We start from the raw sequence: 16,421 nt of genomic DNA, 5'->3' as shown, positions 1-16,421 counted from the left end.
GGGGTCATCCTGAAATCGGAGTTCAGAGCTATGAAGATTCTCACGCTTGTAGCAGCCGCCGCAGCGACGATGCTGGCGGTGCCGGCCGCGTCTGCAGCGACAGTCGCTGCGCCGACTGCCATCACTGCCGCAGCCTTCGCCGCGAGCGCCACGGCGCTTCCGCAGGACGGGCGCCGGTGGGAGCGCACCGAGCGCCGCACCGAGCGCCATTATCGGCGCGGGCATCGCCGCAGCTATTGGCGCACGGTGTGCACGCGCAAGGTGCGCCACGGCCACCGCGTCCGCACCTGCCGCAAGGTGCGCTACTACCGCTGATATCGAGAGGGGAGCGCCAAATCCGGCGCTCCCCTTGCCTAGCCGCGGCACTTCGCCCATATGCGCCGCGGGAGTCGGGCGGACGATGCCGTCGCCAACCCGGTCAGATCCGGAAGGAAGCAGCCGCAACGATTTCGTATCGGGTCGTTCCGGCTCCCACCTCTTCTCATTTCGAAGTGCGCCGAAGCCGCCGCATTGATCCAGCGGCGAACCGTTACCTGCGGCTTCGACAAAGGCCGCCGGCGCGCCTAGATATCCCCATAATGTCCGATTCCCTCCTTGGCCTCGACGAACCGCCCCAGCCCAAGAGCGAGGCGTATCGCGTCCTCGCGCGCAAATATCGGCCGCAGACCTTTTCCGAGCTGATCGGGCAGGATGCGATGGTCCAGACGCTGGGCAATGCGATCAAGCGCGACCGGCTGGCGCATGCGTTTTTGCTCACCGGGGTGCGCGGCGTCGGCAAGACCTCGACCGCGCGGCTGATCGCCAAGGCGCTCAACTGTGTCGGGCCGGACGGGCAGGGCGGTCCGACGATCGATCCGTGCGGGGTGTGCGAGCCGTGCCGCGCGATCGCCGAGGGGCGCCATATCGACGTGATCGAAATGGACGCGGCGAGCCATACCGGCATCGACGATATCCGCGAGATCATCGAGGCGTCGCGCTATTCGGCGGTGTCGGCGCGCTACAAGATCTACATCATCGACGAAGTCCACATGCTGTCCAAGGCCGCGTTCAACGGCCTGCTCAAGACGCTCGAAGAGCCGCCGGCGCATGTGAAGTTCCTGTTCGCCACCACCGAGGTCAACAAGGTGCCGGTGACGGTGCTGTCGCGCTGTCAGCGCTTCGACCTGCGGCGGATCCCGGCGGAGCTGCTCGCCGGGCATTTCGCGCGGGTGGCGGAGGCCGAGCATGTCGAGGCGGAGCCCGAGGCGCTGGCGCTGATCGCGCGCGCGGCGGAAGGGTCGGCGCGCGACGGGCTGTCGATCCTCGACCAGGCGATCGCGCATGCCGGGCTCGAAGGCGGCGGGGTGCGCGCCGAGGCGGTGCGCCAAATGCTCGGGCTGTCGGACCGGGGCGCGATCCGTGCGCTGTTCGGGCTGCTCCTCACCGGTGACGCGCTGGCGGCGCTGGCGGCGCTCCGGGGGCAATATGACCTGGGGGTCGATCCGCAGGCGGTGCTGCGCACTCTGCTCGAGACCGTGCATGGGGTGACGCTCGCCAAGCTCGGGACCGACACGACGGCGGGCCAATCGGCCGAGGAAGCCAAGGCGCTGGCGGATTGGGCGGCGGGGCTGTCCTTCTCGGCGCTGCATCGGCTCTGGCAGTTGCTGCTGCGCGGGCATGACGAGGTCGCCAAGGCAGCGCTGCCGATCGAGGCGTGCGAGATGGCGCTGCTGCGCGTGATCCACGCGTCTCAGCTTCCCGATCCGGGAGAGCTTGCAAGGCAGTTGGCGAGCGGCAGCCTCAGCGTTTCGGGACCCGCACCTGCACCGGCGAGCAAGCCGGCCGAGCCGGGAATGCCGAGCGACATGGGCGCATTGGTCGCCCATCTCGAACACAATAAGCGCTTCCAGCTCGCGCAGCAGGTGCGCGACTATTTGCGCCCGGTGCGGTTCGACGGCTCGGAGTTCGAGTTCGGCGCCGCGCGCGAATTGCCGCAGGACTTTATTCGCGACCTCGGTGCGGCGCTGCGCGAATCGACCGGGGTCAATTGGCGCCTCAAATACGTTGAAGCTGCAGCGACGCCGACGTTGCGCGAGGTGGCCGCCGCGAACGTGGCCGCTGAGCGCGAGGCAGTGCTTGCGTCGCCGGTGGTCGCCGCTGCGATCCAAGCCTTTCCCGAAGCCGAATTGATCGGCTGGACTCATTCACGGAGTAACCAGGCATGAAGAGCCTCGAAGACATCATGGCAATGGCGCAGAACGTCCAGGCCGAGCTCACCAAGGCGCAGGCCAGCCTCGACACGATCGAAGTCGAGGGTGCGTCGGGCGGCGGGCTGGTCAAGGTCAAGGCGAGCGCCAAGGGCCGGATCATCAGCGTCGACATCGACGAATCGCTGCTCGCGCCGTCGGAGAAGGGCATGGTCGAGGACCTCGTCGCCGCGGCGTTCAACGATGCCCGCGCCAAGGCGGATGCGGCTTCGCAGGCAGAAATGTCGAAGATGAGCAGCGGCCTGCCGCTCCCGCCGGGGTTCAAGCTGCCGTTCTAATCTGCATCAGGGTTAACGCGGAACAATCTCGCGCTCTTGCCGGTTGCTGCCGGGTCTACAGGAGGAGTTGATCCATGGTCGATCGAGTTGTTGAACGCACCGACGGCGTGACGTCCGAGCGCGTTACCGAGACGTCGAGCGCGCCCGCCGGCACCACCGTCATCGAACGGCGCGGCAGCGGCGCGGGCCTGCTGATCGGGCTGGCGGTGTTGATCCTCGTCGTGGTCGGCGCGCTCTATCTGGTCAATCAGAACAGCCGCGAGAATGCCAAGACCGACGCGATCACCAGCGTCGCGAAGGACGTCGGCGATGCCGCTAAGGATGTCGGCGGTGCGGCGAAGGATGCGGCGAAAAAGGCCGACTAATCAGCGCAGGCAGGCATCGAGCCCGTTGCCGCGCACGACGGTGATCCGTCGATTGATCGAATTTCCATAGCGCCGCGTGAAGCCCCTGGGGTCGATCGCGGCGCGCTTCTTGGGCAGCGGTAGCACTGCGGCGATCAACGCCGCCTCACGCTGCGACAGGCGAGAGGCGTCGTGCTTGAAATAGCGCATCGCGCCGGCATTGACGCCGTAGGTGCCGATCCCAGTCTCGGCGACGTTCAGATAGACTTCCATGATCCGCCGCTTGCCCCAGATATTCTCGATGAGCAGCGTGAAATAGGCTTCTAGCCCTTTGCGAAAGAAGCCACCGCCTTGCCACAGGAAGACGTTCTTCGCGGTCTGCTGGCTGATCGTCGAGCCGCCGCGGATGTGGCCCTTACCGGCGGCGTTGCGGGCGGCGGCGGCAGCGATCGCCTTGTAGTCGAAGCCGTTATGCTCGCAGAAGCGGCTGTCCTCGGCGGCGATCGCGGCGCGGGCCATGCTGGGGTCGATGCGGTCCAGCGCCATCCAATGCTTGGTGACGCCGTGACCGCCGACCACGTCGCCGATCATCGTGAAGGTGATCGGCGGATTGATGAAGCGGAGCGCCGCAACCCAGAGCAGCGAGCCGAGGAAGACGACCAGGATCGCCATGGCGATCCAGCCGAAGATGCGGCGCTTGAGCGACTTGCGCGGGCGCGCCGGCTCCGCCGCGTCGACGCGCGGCGTCAGCTGCGGTGCCGGTTCACCCGTCGGAACATGACGATCATCGCCCATAGAGCGACGCTTGGCGGCGCTTGTCCGTCAACGCAACCGCTTCGTCTCAATAGGCCGCGAGCAGCCGCCTCTCGCCCGCGAGACGCATCATCGCCTTTTGGAGCTTCTCGAAGGCGCGGACCTCGATCTGGCGGACGCGCTCGCGCGACACGCCATAGACCTGCGAAAGCTCCTCGAGCGTCTTGGGATCGTCGGTCAGACGACGCTCGGTGAGGATGTGCTTCTCACGCTCGTTCAGGTCTTCCATCGCGTCGACGAGCATCTCGTGACGGACATCGGCCTCCTGGGCCTCGGCGACCACCTCGTCCTGGAGCTGGCTGTCGTCCTGGAGCCAATCCTGCCACTGGCCGTCGCCATCCTCGCGCATCGGCACGTTGAGCGAAGTGTCCCCGCCCATCGCCATGCGGCGGTTCATCGAAGTGACTTCTTCCTCGGTCACGCCGAGATCGGTGGCGATCTTGGCGAGATGCTCGGGGCTGAGGTCGCCATCCTCGAACGCGTCGAGCTTGGCTTTCATCCGGCGCAGATTGAAGAACAGCTTCTTCTGCGCCGCGGTGGTGCCCATCTTCACGAGGCTCCACGAGCGCAGGATGAATTCCTGGATCGACGCGCGGATCCACCACATCGCATAGGTCGCGAGGCGGAAGCCACGATCGGCCTCGAACTTCTTCACGCCCTGCATTAGGCCGATATTGCCCTCCGAGATCAGCTCGGAGACGGGCAGGCCATAACCGCGATAGCCCATCGCGATCTTGGCGACGAGCCGCAAATGCGACGTGACCAGCTGCGCCGCCGCATCTGCGTCGCCATGCTCCTCAAAGCGCTTCGCGAGCATATATTCCTGCTCGGGCGCGAGGATCGGAAACTTCTTGATCTCCGACAGATAGCGGTTGAGGCTCGCCTCGCCGCCAAGCGCAGGAATCGTCGCGGGGACGTTGCTGCCATTTGCCATGATCAATCTCCCTTCACTGGGCGCGGCACCGCTTGGGTTGCGCCACGAACTTCATACGATGAGCTTATTGAACAGTTCCTGCATATCCGCAGGCATTTCGCTATCGAATGCCAAAGCGTGGCTTTTCACGGGGTGAATGAACCCCAGATGGGCCGCATGCAAGGCCTGTCGCCGGAAATCCAGCGTTGCCAAAATCTCTCGGTGCGCCTTCTTGGCGCTGCCATAGACCGGGTCGCCGACGAGCGGATGCCCGATCGAGGCCATATGTACGCGCACCTGGTGGGTACGCCCCGTTTCCAGCCGGCATTCAACGAACGAAGCGTCGACTAGTTGACACGGATCGCGGCTTTTTTCGTTCGCTTGAGACGATGTCGCCAGCTGCCGCCAATGCGTGACGGCGCGCTTGCCGTGCGGCTGGATCGCCATCTTCTTGCGGTTCGCCGGCGAGCGCGCGAGCGGGGCGTCGACGGTGCCCTGCAAGGTACGCAGATGCCCGTTGACGATCGCCTTGTACCGCCGGTCGATCGAATGGTCCTTGAACTGCTTGGCCAGTCCGACATGCGCGCGATCGGTCTTGGCGGCGACCATCAATCCGGACGTGTCCTTGTCGATCCGGTGGACGATCCCGGGCCGCGCGACGCCGCCGATCCCCGACAGGCTGCCGCCGCAATGGTGGAGCAGCGCATTGACCAGGGTGCCGTCGAGGTTGCCGGCGGCAGGATGGACGACGAGCCCCGCCTGCTTGTCGATCACGATCAGATGCTCATCTTCGAACACCACGTTGAGCGCGATGTCCTGCGCCTCGTTGTGCGCCGGCGCAGGGACGGGCACCGCGATGCTGAACAGCGCGCCGCCGGGGGCTTTCTTGGCCGGATCCCGGATCAGGCCGGCGGGGCCGGTGACCGCGCCGCTCGAAATCAGCGATTTTACGCGTTCGCGCGAGAGCGTGGGAAAGGCGTCGGCAAGCGCGCGATCGAGCCGCCATCCGTCCGCGGCCTCAGCAATCCGCGCTTCGAGTGTAGTAACCCCCCGGTCCATTCTGTAGTCCTAGATGGGGATGGCGATACGGGTTTCAAGATCTGTACTGATCGGTACGCGGCAGATTTCCGCCGATTGCGCGCCGCATGAGGCGTGCGGATTGCTGTTCGGAACGCATGATGCGGTCACTTCGATGCAAGCGGTTGAAAATGTGGCCGAACATCCCGAGCGGCGGTTCGAGATCGACCCGGCGGCGTTGTTCGCGGCGCTGCGCGCGGAGCGGGCGGGGGGGCTCCGGCTCGTCGGTTATTGGCACTCGCATCCGAGCGGCGGCGCGACGCCTTCGACGACCGACGCGGCGATGGCGGCGCCCGATGGCAAGCTCTGGCTGATCGTCGCCGGGAAGGTCGCGACCCTGTGGCGAGCCGGAGAGTGCGGGGCGGTGCACGGGCGCTTCGATCCAGTGGCGATCGAGGCGATCTGAGGGGCAGCCGCGCGTCCCTCTCTCCGTAGCTCTACCTATGCGTCAATGCGACTACCGCTTGCCGCCTATAATGGCAGGAATGGTCCAAATGCCTGCGAACCCTCGGGTTGTTCGCGTGAATGCGGACCGACGATCCACAGGATAGGCCCGCAATGACCGCGCACACGCCCAAGGCAGCCGAGAAGTCTACCGCCCAGACCTCCGAGGCGATGCTTCGCCAGCTCGGGCTGATGCTCGACCAGTCCCAGGCGGTGATCGAGTTCTCGCCCGACGGCACGGTGCTGCGCGCCAATGACCTGTTCCTCAGCTTCATGGGCTATGCGCCCGAGGAAGTGATCGGCCAGCATCACAGCCTGTTCTGCGATGCGGCGTTCGCCGGCAGTTCCGAATATGAGCTGTTCTGGCTCGGCCTGCGTAGCGGCAAGGCCAAGGACGGCGAGTTCAAGCGCGTCGCCAAGGGCGGGCGCGACGTCTGGATCCGCGCCAAATATTATCCGGTGCTCGAAGACGAAACAGTTGTCCGCATCATCAAGATCGCGATGGACGTCACCGAGACCAAGCAGGAAAGCATTCTCCACGAGGGCCTGCTCTCGGCGATCAGCCGCGCACAGGCGGTGATCGAATTTGACTTGGACGGCAATGTATTGACCGCCAACGACAACTTCCTCGCCGTCACCGGGTATAAGCTGAACGAGATCGAGGGACAGCATCACCGGATGTTCTGCACCGCTGAACATGCCCGTTCGGCCGAATATGCCCGGTTCTGGGAGAAGCTCGGCCGCGGCGAATATCATAGCGGCGCGTTCAAGCGGCTCGCCAAGGGCGGCAAGGAGATCTGGATCCAGGCGACCTACAATCCGATCCTCGACCTGCGCGGCCGTCCGATGAAGATCGTCAAATATGCGATGGACGTTACCGCGCAGCGGCTCGCCGCCGCCGAGGCCGAGGGCAAGGTAGAGGCGGTCGGCCGCCAGCACGGCGTCGCCGAATATGACCTGTCGGGAAAGCTGCTCGGCGGCAACGAATTGTTCTGCACGATGTTCGGCTATCGCCGCGAGGAGTTGGAAGGTCTTCACCACGAAGAGACCACGCATCCCGGCTGCCACATCCACCAGGACTATCGCCAATTCTGGTACAAGATGGGCCGCGGCGAGGCGGAAGTCGCCGATTTCCGCCGCGTGACCAAGGACGGCCGCGAGCTCTGGGTCTATTCGAGCTTCAACCCGATCTTCGACCTCGACGGCAAGCCGTGGAAGGTCGTCGAATATACCACCGACATGACCGAGGCGAAGCTCAAGAACCTCGAGTTCCAGGGCAAGGTGGACGCGATCAGCCGCGCCGAATGCGTGCTCGAGACCGCGCTCGACGGCACGATCCTCTATGCCAACGAAAACTACCTGAAGATGGTCGGCTACTCGATCGAGGAGCTTCGCGGCAAGGACCAGCGCATGTTGGTCGTGCCCGAGGTCGCGCAGAGCGAGGCCTATCGCCAGCGCGCCGAGGGGCTGTCGCAGGGCGAGTTCCTGTCCGGCGAATTCAAGCGCATCGCCAAGGGCGGGCGCGAAGTGTGGACCCGCGCGACGGTGAATCCGATCTTCGACACCTGCGGCAAGCCCTACAAGCTCGTCACCTACGCAATGGACGTCACCGAGGACAAGCTCCGCTCGATCGAAGTGGAGAACCGCCTCGATGCGATCGAGCGCAGCCAGGCGACGATCGAGTTCGACCTGGACGGCAACGTGCTCACCGCCAACGGCAACTTCCTCGCGGTGATGGGCTATTCGCTGCGCGAGATCATCGGCCAGCATCACAGCATGTTCTGCATGCCGGAATATCTGAAGTCGAAGGAATATGGCGACTTCTGGCGCCGCCTCAACGCCGGCGAGACGCATACCGGGCGCTTCCACCGCCTCGGCAAATATGGCCGCGACGTCCATATCCAGGCGAGCTACAGCCCCGTCTATGATCTGTCGGGCAAGGTCGTCCGCGTGATCAAGCACGCCTATGACATCTCGGCGCAGGTTGAGCTCGAGCGCAAGATCGCAACCAAGAGCCAGGAAATGCATGGCATGGTCAACCAGCTGACCAAGTCGATCTCGAGCATCACCGAAGGCGCGCAGGGGGCATCGGCGCTCGCCGGCGAGACCGACAGTGCCGCGACCCAGGGCAGCGCCGCGATCAACAACGCAATCGAATCGATCGAGCTGATCAGCAAGTCGTCGAGCCAGATCGCCAAGATCGTCGGCGTGATCGGCGAGCTCGCCAGTCAGACCAACCTGCTCGCGTTCAACGCCGCGATCGAAGCTGCGCGTGCCGGCGAGCACGGCGTCGGCTTCTCGGTGGTCGCCGAGGAAGTGCGCAAGCTCGCCGAGCGCAGCGCCGAGGCCGCGACCGAAATCTCGCGCCTGATCGAGGAATCGAGCGAGCGCGTCGCGCACGGCACCGAGCGCTCGCAGGCGGCGCGCAATGCGTTCGAAGGCATCGTCCAGAGCGTCGAGAAGACGGCGCGCTCGATCAACCAGATCGCCGAATCGGCCAACACCCAGGAAGACGTCACGCTCAAAGTCGTCGACATGATCGGCGAACTCGCCTCCTCGACGCAGGCGCACGGATGAACGCGCCCGCCGCGCTCAGCGCGGCCGATGCCATTCTTGCGTTCGATGCGGATGCAATGCCCGGCTTCGGGGTCGAAGCGACGATGACGGCGCTCGATGCGGCGGATGCCGTCACGACGGCAGGCGAGAGGTGCGCGGGCCAGATCGACGTCGGGCTGATGCGGCTGTGCGGGCGCGACCTCGCGGTCCCCGCCGACAGCGTCCGCGAAGTGGTGCCGCTGCCCGCGACATTGCAGCCGAGCTTCTCGGGCGTCGACATTTCGGCCGGGTCGATCGTGATCCGCGGGCGCGTGATCCCTGTGCTCGACATCGCCGGGCAGCTCGGCTGCACGCGCGACGACACCGGCGGGGTCGTGCTGATCCTGCGCCACGAAGGCGCGCTGATCGGCATCATCATGGATTCGGTCTCGGGGCTCGCCCGGGTCGCGCGCGACTCGATCCAGCCCTTCTCGGTCAACATTGCCGAGGATCGGCGCATCGTCTCGAGCAGTTTCCCGCACGGCGATTCGCTGGTCGGGTTGCTCGATCCCGCAGCGGTGCTGGCCTTGCCGGGGGTGCCGCATGCGCGCGAGCAGCGCGGCACCGCCGAGGCGAGCCATGGCGGCGATCGCAGCGCGGTGGTGCTGGTCACCGTCGCGGGCGCCAATATCGCGCTCGATGCCGGGCTCGTCGTCGCCACGGTGCCGAGCAACCAGCTCCGCCCGAGCCCGGCGCCGTCGAGCAAATGGGTGAGCGTCGTCCAGTATCTCGGTAACGAAGTGCCGGTGGTCGACGACCTTGCCCTGTTCGGCCTGTCGGGCCGCGCGTCGGACGGGCCGGGCGGGGCGGTGATCTTGCTGCGCCTCCACGAGAAGCGCCTGCTCGGCCTCAAGATCGACCGGATCCAGCGCATCCTGCCGATTACCGAGCAGTCGATCCGGCCGCTGCCCCAGGCGCTGGCCGAGCAATTGACGCTGTTCCGCGGCGCGATCGTCGATCACGAAGGGCGGCAGAATTTGCTGCTCGACGGCGCGGCCTTGGTCCGGAGCGACGCGCTGCGGATGATCGGCGCGCTCAGCCGCGAAAAGGGCGAGACGTCGCGGAGCGCCACCGTCGGACCTGCGTCCAAGGAAGAGCGCCAGCCGTTCCTCGTCTTCGCCGCGGGCGACCGCCGCCGCGCGACTGCGCTGGCCTCGGTCAAGCAGATCATTCCGTTTCCTGAGGCGCGCACCGGGCTCAACCGCGAAGGCTCGGGGCTGCAGGGCATCGCCAGCTATAATGGCGCGCCGCTGCCGCTGCTCGATCTCGCCGGCTCGAATGCCGATGCGCCCGACCAGCGCGACGACGCGGTGGTGCTAGTGGTCGAGAAGGACGGCGGGTTCAACGGCCTCGTCGTCGACCGGCTCGAGACGCTGGCGCGCTCGGTGGTCCATCGCCGGCCGGGGATGAATGGCGACAATGCGGCGTGTTTCTTCATCGACGCGACGCTCGGCGGCAAGCTGGAGGCGGTGACCTTGTGCGATCTCGCCGAAGAGGCGATCCGCCTGGCCTGACGGTTAGGGCAGCGCAGACTTGTCGAGCGGCAGCGCGAGCTGGATCGCCTCGGCCGAGCGGTCGCGGACCTTTTGCGGCAGCGCGATCAGCCCGTGCTTGGCGAGCGGGCCCTGGGGCGACCACATCGTCGTATAGAGCGTGAGGAAGTCGGTCAGGCCCGACACCGCCTTCAAGTGGCGCTTCTTGACGTAGAGATAGAGGGTGCGGACGCCCGGATATTTGCCGCTGGCGATTGCGTCATAGGCCGGCGTGACGCCGTCGATCGGCACGCCGTGGAGCCGGTCGAGATTCTCCTCGAGCCATGAATAGCCGAAGACGCCGAGGGCGTCGGGGTTCGCCTTGAGCCCGTCCACGATGCGATTGTCGTCCTCGCCCTTTTCCACGAACGCGCCGTCGGCGCGCAGGCGGCGGCAGGCATTGTCGAACAGCGCCGGGTCCGCCGCGGCCTTGAGCTGCTTAGCCGCCGGCATCGCCTCGAGACAGCCGGGCTCGACGATCAGCTCGACAAAGGCGTCGCGCGTCCCACTGGTCGAAGGCGGACCGAGCACCTGGATGGGGATCGCGGGGAGCTTCGGGTTGACGTCTTTCCAAGTCTTTGCGGCATTGGGCTTGCCGAGCGGAGTGGCGGCGAGCGCAAGATAGAGGTCCTTGCGGGTCAGCTGTAGCTTGGGCCCGGCATTCGATTCGGCGAGCGCGATGCCGTCGAGCCCGATCGGGATCTCGATAATGTCGCCGGTTCCGTTGGCCTGGCATTTGTCGAATTCGGCGCGATGCAGCCGGCGCGAGGCGTTGAGGATATCGGCATGGTCGTAGCCCGCGCCTTCGCAGAAGCGGCGAATCCCGGCAGTGGTGCCGGTCGATTCGATCGCCGGCGGCTTGCGGCCGGCCTTGGCCTGGACGAAGGCGTCGGCAACCGCCTTGGTGAAGGGATAGACGGTCGACGATCCGACCGCCTGGATCGGGCGCCCGCCGCCGTCGCACGACGCAAGTGCCAGCGCCGCGACCATCAGGATAGCAAGCCGACCCGTCATCGCCGTTCCTCCCCCAGTGCGTACTGTTGGGGCGCAGAGCACACGCGTCCGTCGGACGGCCTTGTCCGCCTGCTCGGTTACCCGCGTATGACAGCCGGCGCCTGCGACGAGCGGTCGGGAACGTTGGCGCCTTCGCTACGTTGCACCTCCACAACGAAAGGGAGAGTCCCCATGCTTTGGACCATCGTCGTCATCCTCGTCATCCTGTGGCTGCTCGGGTTCACCTTCCATGTCGGCGCGGGCCTGATCCATATCCTGCTGGTCGTCGCGCTGATCGTCGGACTGATCCAGCTGTTCTCGGGCCGGCGCGTCGTCTAGCCGCGGCGCAGGGCGCAGCTTGCGGCAAGTTCGTAGCTGCGCCAAAGAGGCGCTGGGGAAACCGGAGCCAACTTCTTGAACATCAGCCCGACCGACTTCGCGAGCCTTTTGTGTTCAAGGCTGTGCCACGATCTGTTGAGCCCGGTTGGCGCGCTCAACAACGGACTGGAGCTGCTCGCCGACGAGCATGATCCGGAGATGCGCGTGCGCGTCCTCGAACTGCTCAGCGAAAGCGCCAAGGCGAGCGCCAACAAGCTCAAGTTCTTCCGTCTCGCCTTCGGCGCGGCGGGGGGGTTCGGCGAGACCGTCGACACCCGCGAGGCGCAGGCCGCGCTCGAGGGACTGTTCGGCGACAATCATCGCGTCAAGATCGGCTGGATGGTCGAGGATCCGGTGCTGCCCAAGCATGCGATCAAGGTCCTGCTCAACCTCGCCCTGATCGGCGGCGACGCGCTGATCCGCGGCGGCCAGCTCGATATCGGCGCCGAGATCGTCGACGGATCGATCGAGATCGTCGTGCGCGCCGACGGTCCGCGGATCGTGCTCGATTCCGAGCTGCGCGGCGCGCTGGCGGGCGGGCAGGACGACATGCCGGTCACGCCGCGCGCGGCGGCGGCGTTCCTAGCGCATGCGCTGGTGGCGCAGGGTGGGGGGACGTTGCAGGTCTCGCCGCCGGATTCGGCGGTACTGCTGTTCGGCGCGAGCTTCCGCGTCGCCTAACGCAGGCGCACGACCCGCGACAGCAAAGTCTCGGCAATCGTCGCGAACCGCGCGGGCTCGCCAAAGGCGCGCGCCGACAGCATCGCGCCGTAGATTGCCGACATGAAGGCGTCGGCCTCTTCGGCAGGCGAGCCGACCAGCTTCACGCTCCCCTGACGGACGCCAAGCGCGAGGAGCCGTGCAAGCCAATCCGTCAGCGCGGCGAAATGCCCCCTCACCGATAGAGCGAGGTCCTCGGGCAGGCTGGGCAGTTCCGCCGCCAGCATCGCGGCGACGCAGAACGGGGCGCTGTCGTCGGCGATGCAGCGCTCCCAATAGGACGCATAGGCGCGGAGCTGCGTGCTTGCCTCGGGTTCCGCTTCGGCCAGCATGCGCACCTGTTCCTCGATGATCGCGCGCGATCCTTCGACCACGGCGATGGCGAGATCGCTCTTGCCGGCGAAATGGTGATGGATGCTCGCCTTGCGGATGCCGACGGCGGCGGCGATGTCGGCATAGCTGAACCCGTTATAGCCGCGGCTCATGATCAGCCGCCGGGCTTCGTCGAGAATCTGCTGAGCAGTGGGTCGCGTGACTTGCATATTTCTACCTTCCAATTGGTAGATAGGTCGTTGCGCAGTGGCCGGCAATCGCATAGCGGCATCTACCTACTGGTAGATAGATTCGGAGAAATGCCGTGCGTGATTTTGCAGAACCGAGCACCGCGACGACGCCCGCCGCTGCATCCGCGAAGTTGCGGAACTATTATTTCCTCCGCGCCGGGGTCGCAGCCGCGTGGGTCGGCACGGCGGCCACGCTCGGCAGGGCCGAGCCGGTTGCTGCCATTGCGCTGCTGATCGCCTATCCGGCTTGGGACGCGCTCGCCAATTTGGTCGACGGCGAACGCAATGGCGGGCTGCGCGCCAATCGGACCCAGGCACTCAATGCCGTGGTGAGCGGCGCGACGGCGATCGCGATCGCGGCGGCAAGCGGCGACATCCGGACCGTAATCGGGATTTTCGGCCTGTGGGCGACCCTCGCCGGGCTGTTGCAACTCGCGACCGGGGTGCGGCGCTGGAAGACCTATGGGGCGCAATGGGCGATGATCCTGAGCGGCGCGCAGTCGGCACTGGCAGGCGGATTCTTCATCAGCCGATCGACTGGGGCGGCGATGCCCGGCATTGGCGACGTCATCGGCTATGCCGGGTTCGGCGCGTTCTATTTCCTCGTTTCGGCGCTGTGGCTGCGGTTTCGGCGCAATCGCTAAACCCGCTCTTAACCACCGCTGCGCCACAACGGCCTCGCAAATTTGCTCCGGGGCCCCATGGACGACCTGATTCAGGAATTCATCGCCGAGACGCGCGAGACGCTTGAAGCGCTCTCGGGCGAGATCGTCGCTTGGGAGGCGCAGCCCGCGGATCGCGCACGGCTGGATGCGATCTTCCGCTTCGTGCACACCGTGAAGGGAAGCTGCGGCTTTCTGGACCTGCCGCGCCTCGGACGGCTGAGCCACGCCGCCGAGGACGTGCTCGCGCAGGTCCGCGAAGGCGTCCGCGCCCCAGATCGGCCGCTGGTCAACGCCGTGCTGGCGATCGTCGACCGGATCGGCGAGCTGGTCGAGGCGATCGATTCGGGGACGAGCCTGCCCGATCAGGGCGATGAGTTGCTGATCACTGCGCTGGCGGAAGGCGCCGAGGAAGTGGCGCAGGCCAATCTTCCCGGGCTGCACCGGGCGCCGGCGCGCAGCGTGCGGCTGAATGTCGACCTGCTCGACCGGATGATGTCGGGGATGTCCGACATGGTGCTGGCGCGCAACGAACTGGCGCGTCGGCTGCGCGGCGGGGATATCGATCCTACGATTGAGGCTGCCCTCGAACGGCTTTCGCTCACCGTCGGTGAGATGCGCGACACGGTGACGCGCACGCGGATGCAGAAGATCGACGCCTTGTTCTCGGCATTGCCGCGGATGGTGCGCGATACGGCGGCCGGACTGGGCAAGTCGGTGTTGCTCCAGGTCGAGGGATCGGACGTCGAGCTCGACCGCGAGATGATCGAGATGATGCGCGATCCTCTGGTCCACATCGTCCGCAATTCCATCGATCACGGGATTGAGTCCCCGATCGAGCGCCGCGCCGCGGGCAAGCGTGAAAATGGCCGGCTCACCGTTTCGGCGCGCCAGTCCGGCAACCAGATCATCATTGAGATCGCCGATGACGGCCGCGGAATCGATACCGAGAAGCTGATCCGCAAGCTCGTCGCCAATGGCAGGGACGAGGCCAAGCTCCGCGCCTTGCCAGAGCGGGCGAAGCTCGACCTGGTGTTCGAGCCCGGCCTGTCGAGCAAGGACGAAGTCAGCGAGGTCTCGGGCCGCGGCGTGGGAATGGACATCGTCCGCGCGTCGATCGAGCAGATCGGCGGTCGCGTCGACCTCGACAGCACGCCGGGCAAGGGGCTCAGGCTCGCGATCCACGTTCCGCTGACTCTGTCGATCATTTCGGCGATCGTCGTCGGCGCGGGCGGACAGCGCTTCGCGATCTCGCGCCAGGCGATCGAGGAGATCGTTACCGATCAGGGCGAGGCGATCCGGATCGACACGATCGGCGGCGCGCGCGTTCTCAGCGTGCGCGGCCGACGGATGCCCTTGCTCAACCTATGCGAAGTGCTCGGTATCCCGCGCGCCGTTCATAATGGCCCGCGGATGATCTCGATCGTCAATATCGGCGAAGGCAGCTACGCGCTCGCTGCCGATATGGTGCTCGACAATGAGGAACTGGTGATCAAGCCGGCATCGCCCGCGGTGATGTCGACCGGGGTCTATGCCGGGCAGACCTTGCCCGATTCCGGACTGCCGATGCTGCTGCTCGACTGCGCCGGGATCGCGCATGTCGCTGGGCTCGACTTCAATCGCGACGACGACCAGGTCGAGGACGATGTCGCGATCGCCGAGGCCGATGCCGGCATTCCGGCCTTGCTGTTCATCGATCTCGATGGTGCGCGCCGCGCGGTGCCGCTGGCGGCGGTCGACCGCGTCGAGCAAGTCGACGGCGACAGCGTGCGCTTCGCCGCGGGCCGTCACCGCGTGACGATCGACGGGCGCATCCTGCCGCTCGCGGCGCAGGGCGAGATCGAAGGCCGCGCGCAGATCAGCGTGTTGCGTCTGAAGGACGGCGCCAACGAAGTCAGCTATGCCATCGACGAGGCGCTCGACATCATCAGCCTGCCCGAGGAGATAGTGCCAGCGCGCGAGCCGGGACCGATCGCGGGCGTGGCATTGATCGACGGCGAGCAGGTCGAACTGCTCGATATCCTGTGGGTGTTCGACGAGCATGCCGACCGCGAGAGCGAGGCGCATGCGCCGCTCTGCCTGATCGCGGGCGACAAGGACGGCTGGATGGCCTCGTTCGTGCGGCCCTTGCTCGAGACCGCAGGCTACCGCGTCGCGACGCAGCTTTCGCCCGGCGAAGCGCCGGCCGTGGTGCTCTCGGCCGACGAGGCGCCGGTCGCGCTGGCGCCTAAGGCGCCCGTGGTCCGCCTGCGCAGCCGCCGGGCGGCGGCGGGTGTGGGCGATGACAGCGTCTACCGCTATGACCGCGCGGGGCTGCTCTCCGCGCTCCAGGCCCGCATGGCCGGGGAGGGCCGCTGATGACGCACCTCTATCTCATCGCCCAATTGGCCGGGCGCGCCGTAGCGATCGACTCGAACCAGGTCGAATCGGTGGTCGATATAGGCGAGGTTACGCAGGTGCCGCTCGCCTCGCAGCATGTCCGCGGGCTCGCCGCGCTGCGCAGTCGCGTAGTGACCGTGGTCGACACGCACAGCGCACTCGGGCTCGACAGCTCGCGTGATGCGCGCCGCGCCGTGATCACGCATGTCGACGGGCATCATTACGCATTGCTGGTCGATGCGCTGGACGACGTCGCGCCGTTCGAGCTGCTGCCGCTCGCCGGGGGCGTCGCGCTGGGCAGCGCGTGGCAGCGCGCTGGGCGCGGCATCGTCGAGCGCGACGGCGAGCCGATCCTGGCCATCGACCTCGCGGCCTTGGTGCCCGGCTATTCCGCGACGCTGAACTGATTTTGGCCGGTTAACCCGGTCCTCACATCTCTGCCGCACTATGATGGAACAGACGCCTGACTATCGGGGAACAGGGA

The 16,421-nt window shown here is 66.3% G+C and carries 17 protein-coding genes and 1 other RNA gene; 13 read left to right on the top strand and 5 right to left on the bottom strand.

Annotation, left to right across the window (positions count from 1 at the left end; all coding sequences use genetic code 11):
- The first annotated feature begins 30 nt into the window (after window positions 1-30).
- From AC3WJI_RS01175 to AC3WJI_RS01155, 5 genes are all read left to right on the top strand, one after another.
- Window positions 31-315: a hypothetical protein gene (locus AC3WJI_RS01175; RefSeq protein WP_492755397.1), complete on the top strand. Its 285-nt coding sequence runs from the start codon at window positions 31-33 to the stop codon at window positions 313-315.
- Window positions 316-381: 66 nt separating this feature from the next.
- Window positions 382-479: signal recognition particle sRNA small type (gene ffs / locus AC3WJI_RS01170), an RNA gene on the top strand.
- 99 nt (window positions 480-578) lie between these two features.
- Window positions 579-2,204, top strand: coding sequence for a DNA polymerase III subunit gamma/tau (locus tag AC3WJI_RS01165; protein WP_492755396.1), 1,626 nt, complete (start codon window positions 579-581; stop codon window positions 2,202-2,204).
- Window positions 2,201-2,524 (top strand): YbaB/EbfC family nucleoid-associated protein, encoded by a 324-nt coding sequence (locus tag AC3WJI_RS01160; RefSeq protein WP_492755395.1) that lies wholly within the window; start codon window positions 2,201-2,203, stop codon window positions 2,522-2,524. Before AC3WJI_RS01165 ends, AC3WJI_RS01160 begins: the two co-directional genes overlap by 4 nt.
- 74 nt (window positions 2,525-2,598) lie before the next feature.
- Window positions 2,599-2,889 carry a hypothetical protein gene (locus AC3WJI_RS01155; RefSeq protein ID WP_492755394.1) on the top strand — a complete coding sequence of 97 codons (291 nt, stop codon included), beginning with the start codon at window positions 2,599-2,601 and terminating at the stop codon, window positions 2,887-2,889.
- Here AC3WJI_RS01155 and mtgA read toward each other — a convergent pair whose 3' ends face one another.
- From mtgA to AC3WJI_RS01140, 3 genes are read right to left on the bottom strand one after another with little or no spacing between them, the layout of a single operon-like run.
- The gene (gene mtgA, locus AC3WJI_RS01150) at window positions 2,890-3,663 is read right to left on the bottom strand and encodes a monofunctional biosynthetic peptidoglycan transglycosylase (protein WP_492755393.1); all 774 of its coding nucleotides are present in this window, start codon (window positions 3,661-3,663) and stop codon (window positions 2,890-2,892) included.
- Window positions 3,664-3,709: 46 nt separating this feature from the next.
- On the bottom strand, window positions 3,710-4,615 hold the full coding sequence (gene rpoH, locus AC3WJI_RS01145) for an RNA polymerase sigma factor RpoH (RefSeq protein WP_492755392.1): 906 nt from the start codon (window positions 4,613-4,615) through the stop codon (window positions 3,710-3,712).
- 51 nt (window positions 4,616-4,666) lie between these two features.
- Window positions 4,667-5,653, bottom strand: coding sequence for an RluA family pseudouridine synthase (locus tag AC3WJI_RS01140; protein ID WP_492755391.1), 987 nt, complete (start codon window positions 5,651-5,653; stop codon window positions 4,667-4,669).
- A 13-nt stretch (window positions 5,654-5,666) separates the two neighbouring features.
- On the opposite strand from AC3WJI_RS01140, the gene AC3WJI_RS01135 reads away from it, so the two are divergent.
- The 3 genes from AC3WJI_RS01135 (at window position 5,667) to AC3WJI_RS01125 (ending at window position 10,224) form a co-directional block, all read left to right on the top strand.
- A complete protein-coding gene (locus AC3WJI_RS01135; RefSeq protein WP_492755390.1) occupies window positions 5,667-6,077 on the top strand; it encodes a M67 family metallopeptidase in 411 nt (136 codons plus the stop codon).
- Between the two features lie 152 nt (window positions 6,078-6,229).
- Window positions 6,230-8,692, top strand: a complete 2,463-nt coding sequence (locus AC3WJI_RS01130) for a methyl-accepting chemotaxis protein (protein WP_492755389.1) — start codon at window positions 6,230-6,232, stop codon at window positions 8,690-8,692.
- Window positions 8,689-10,224: a chemotaxis protein CheW gene (locus tag AC3WJI_RS01125; RefSeq protein ID WP_492755388.1), complete on the top strand. Its 1,536-nt coding sequence runs from the start codon at window positions 8,689-8,691 to the stop codon at window positions 10,222-10,224. Before AC3WJI_RS01130 ends, AC3WJI_RS01125 begins: the two co-directional genes overlap by 4 nt.
- Before the next feature lie 3 nt (window positions 10,225-10,227).
- Here AC3WJI_RS01125 and AC3WJI_RS01120 read toward each other — a convergent pair whose 3' ends face one another.
- Window positions 10,228-11,256: a substrate-binding domain-containing protein gene (locus tag AC3WJI_RS01120; protein WP_492755387.1), complete on the bottom strand. Its 1,029-nt coding sequence runs from the start codon at window positions 11,254-11,256 to the stop codon at window positions 10,228-10,230.
- Window positions 11,257-11,427: 171 nt separating this feature from the next.
- Here AC3WJI_RS01120 and AC3WJI_RS01115 point away from each other — a divergent pair, with 171 nt between their 5' ends.
- Window positions 11,428-11,574 carry a lmo0937 family membrane protein gene (locus tag AC3WJI_RS01115; RefSeq protein ID WP_492755386.1) on the top strand — a complete coding sequence of 49 codons (147 nt, stop codon included), beginning with the start codon at window positions 11,428-11,430 and terminating at the stop codon, window positions 11,572-11,574.
- 75 nt (window positions 11,575-11,649) lie between these two features.
- The gene (locus tag AC3WJI_RS01110; protein WP_492755385.1) at window positions 11,650-12,294 is read left to right on the top strand and encodes a histidine phosphotransferase family protein; all 645 of its coding nucleotides are present in this window, start codon (window positions 11,650-11,652) and stop codon (window positions 12,292-12,294) included.
- On the opposite strand, the gene AC3WJI_RS01105 is transcribed toward AC3WJI_RS01110, so the two are convergent.
- The gene (locus AC3WJI_RS01105; protein WP_492755384.1) at window positions 12,291-12,875 is read right to left on the bottom strand and encodes a TetR/AcrR family transcriptional regulator; all 585 of its coding nucleotides are present in this window, start codon (window positions 12,873-12,875) and stop codon (window positions 12,291-12,293) included. The two genes, AC3WJI_RS01110 and AC3WJI_RS01105, sit on opposite strands and share 4 nt — an antisense overlap.
- 95 nt (window positions 12,876-12,970) lie before the next feature.
- Here AC3WJI_RS01105 and AC3WJI_RS01100 point away from each other — a divergent pair, with 95 nt between their 5' ends.
- Genes AC3WJI_RS01100 through AC3WJI_RS01090 form a run of 3 tightly spaced genes read left to right on the top strand, consistent with a single transcriptional unit; the run spans window position 12,971 to window position 16,344 of the window.
- Window positions 12,971-13,540 carry a DUF308 domain-containing protein gene (locus AC3WJI_RS01100; RefSeq protein WP_492755383.1) on the top strand — a complete coding sequence of 190 codons (570 nt, stop codon included), beginning with the start codon at window positions 12,971-12,973 and terminating at the stop codon, window positions 13,538-13,540.
- A gap of 57 nt (window positions 13,541-13,597) precedes the next feature.
- Window positions 13,598-15,916 (top strand): chemotaxis protein CheA, encoded by a 2,319-nt coding sequence (locus tag AC3WJI_RS01095; protein WP_492755382.1) that lies wholly within the window; start codon window positions 13,598-13,600, stop codon window positions 15,914-15,916.
- The gene (locus AC3WJI_RS01090) at window positions 15,916-16,344 is read left to right on the top strand and encodes a chemotaxis protein CheW (protein ID WP_492755381.1); all 429 of its coding nucleotides are present in this window, start codon (window positions 15,916-15,918) and stop codon (window positions 16,342-16,344) included. Before AC3WJI_RS01095 ends, AC3WJI_RS01090 begins: the two co-directional genes overlap by 1 nt.
- The last annotated feature ends 77 nt before the right edge of the window (window positions 16,345-16,421 follow it).

The organism is Sphingomonas sp. FW306-1B-B10E (assembly GCF_058782005.1).
This window is presented reverse-complemented; position numbering and strand designations above follow the sequence as displayed.

Excerpts from the sequence above, each read along its gene's own strand:
- AC3WJI_RS01175 (WP_492755397.1), top strand. The coding sequence starts at position 31 with ATGAAGATTCTCACGCTTGTAGCAGCCGCCGCAGCGACGATGCTGGCG.
- AC3WJI_RS01165 (WP_492755396.1), top strand. The coding sequence starts at position 579 with ATGTCCGATTCCCTCCTTGGCCTCGACGAACCGCCCCAGCCCAAGAGC.
- AC3WJI_RS01160 (WP_492755395.1), top strand. The coding sequence starts at position 2,201 with ATGAAGAGCCTCGAAGACATCATGGCAATGGCGCAGAACGTCCAGGCC.
- AC3WJI_RS01155 (WP_492755394.1), top strand. The coding sequence starts at position 2,599 with ATGGTCGATCGAGTTGTTGAACGCACCGACGGCGTGACGTCCGAGCGC.
- mtgA (WP_492755393.1), bottom strand. The coding sequence starts at position 3,663 with ATGGGCGATGATCGTCATGTTCCGACGGGTGAACCGGCACCGCAGCTG.
- rpoH (WP_492755392.1), bottom strand. The coding sequence starts at position 4,615 with ATGGCAAATGGCAGCAACGTCCCCGCGACGATTCCTGCGCTTGGCGGC.
- AC3WJI_RS01140 (WP_492755391.1), bottom strand. The coding sequence starts at position 5,653 with ATGGACCGGGGGGTTACTACACTCGAAGCGCGGATTGCTGAGGCCGCG.
- AC3WJI_RS01135 (WP_492755390.1), top strand. The coding sequence starts at position 5,667 with ATGGGGATGGCGATACGGGTTTCAAGATCTGTACTGATCGGTACGCGG.
- AC3WJI_RS01130 (WP_492755389.1), top strand. The coding sequence starts at position 6,230 with ATGACCGCGCACACGCCCAAGGCAGCCGAGAAGTCTACCGCCCAGACC.
- AC3WJI_RS01125 (WP_492755388.1), top strand. The coding sequence starts at position 8,689 with ATGAACGCGCCCGCCGCGCTCAGCGCGGCCGATGCCATTCTTGCGTTC.
- AC3WJI_RS01120 (WP_492755387.1), bottom strand. The coding sequence starts at position 11,256 with ATGACGGGTCGGCTTGCTATCCTGATGGTCGCGGCGCTGGCACTTGCG.
- AC3WJI_RS01115 (WP_492755386.1), top strand. The coding sequence starts at position 11,428 with ATGCTTTGGACCATCGTCGTCATCCTCGTCATCCTGTGGCTGCTCGGG.
- AC3WJI_RS01105 (WP_492755384.1), bottom strand. The coding sequence starts at position 12,875 with ATGCAAGTCACGCGACCCACTGCTCAGCAGATTCTCGACGAAGCCCGG.
- AC3WJI_RS01095 (WP_492755382.1), top strand. The coding sequence starts at position 13,598 with ATGGACGACCTGATTCAGGAATTCATCGCCGAGACGCGCGAGACGCTT.
- AC3WJI_RS01090 (WP_492755381.1), top strand. The coding sequence starts at position 15,916 with ATGACGCACCTCTATCTCATCGCCCAATTGGCCGGGCGCGCCGTAGCG.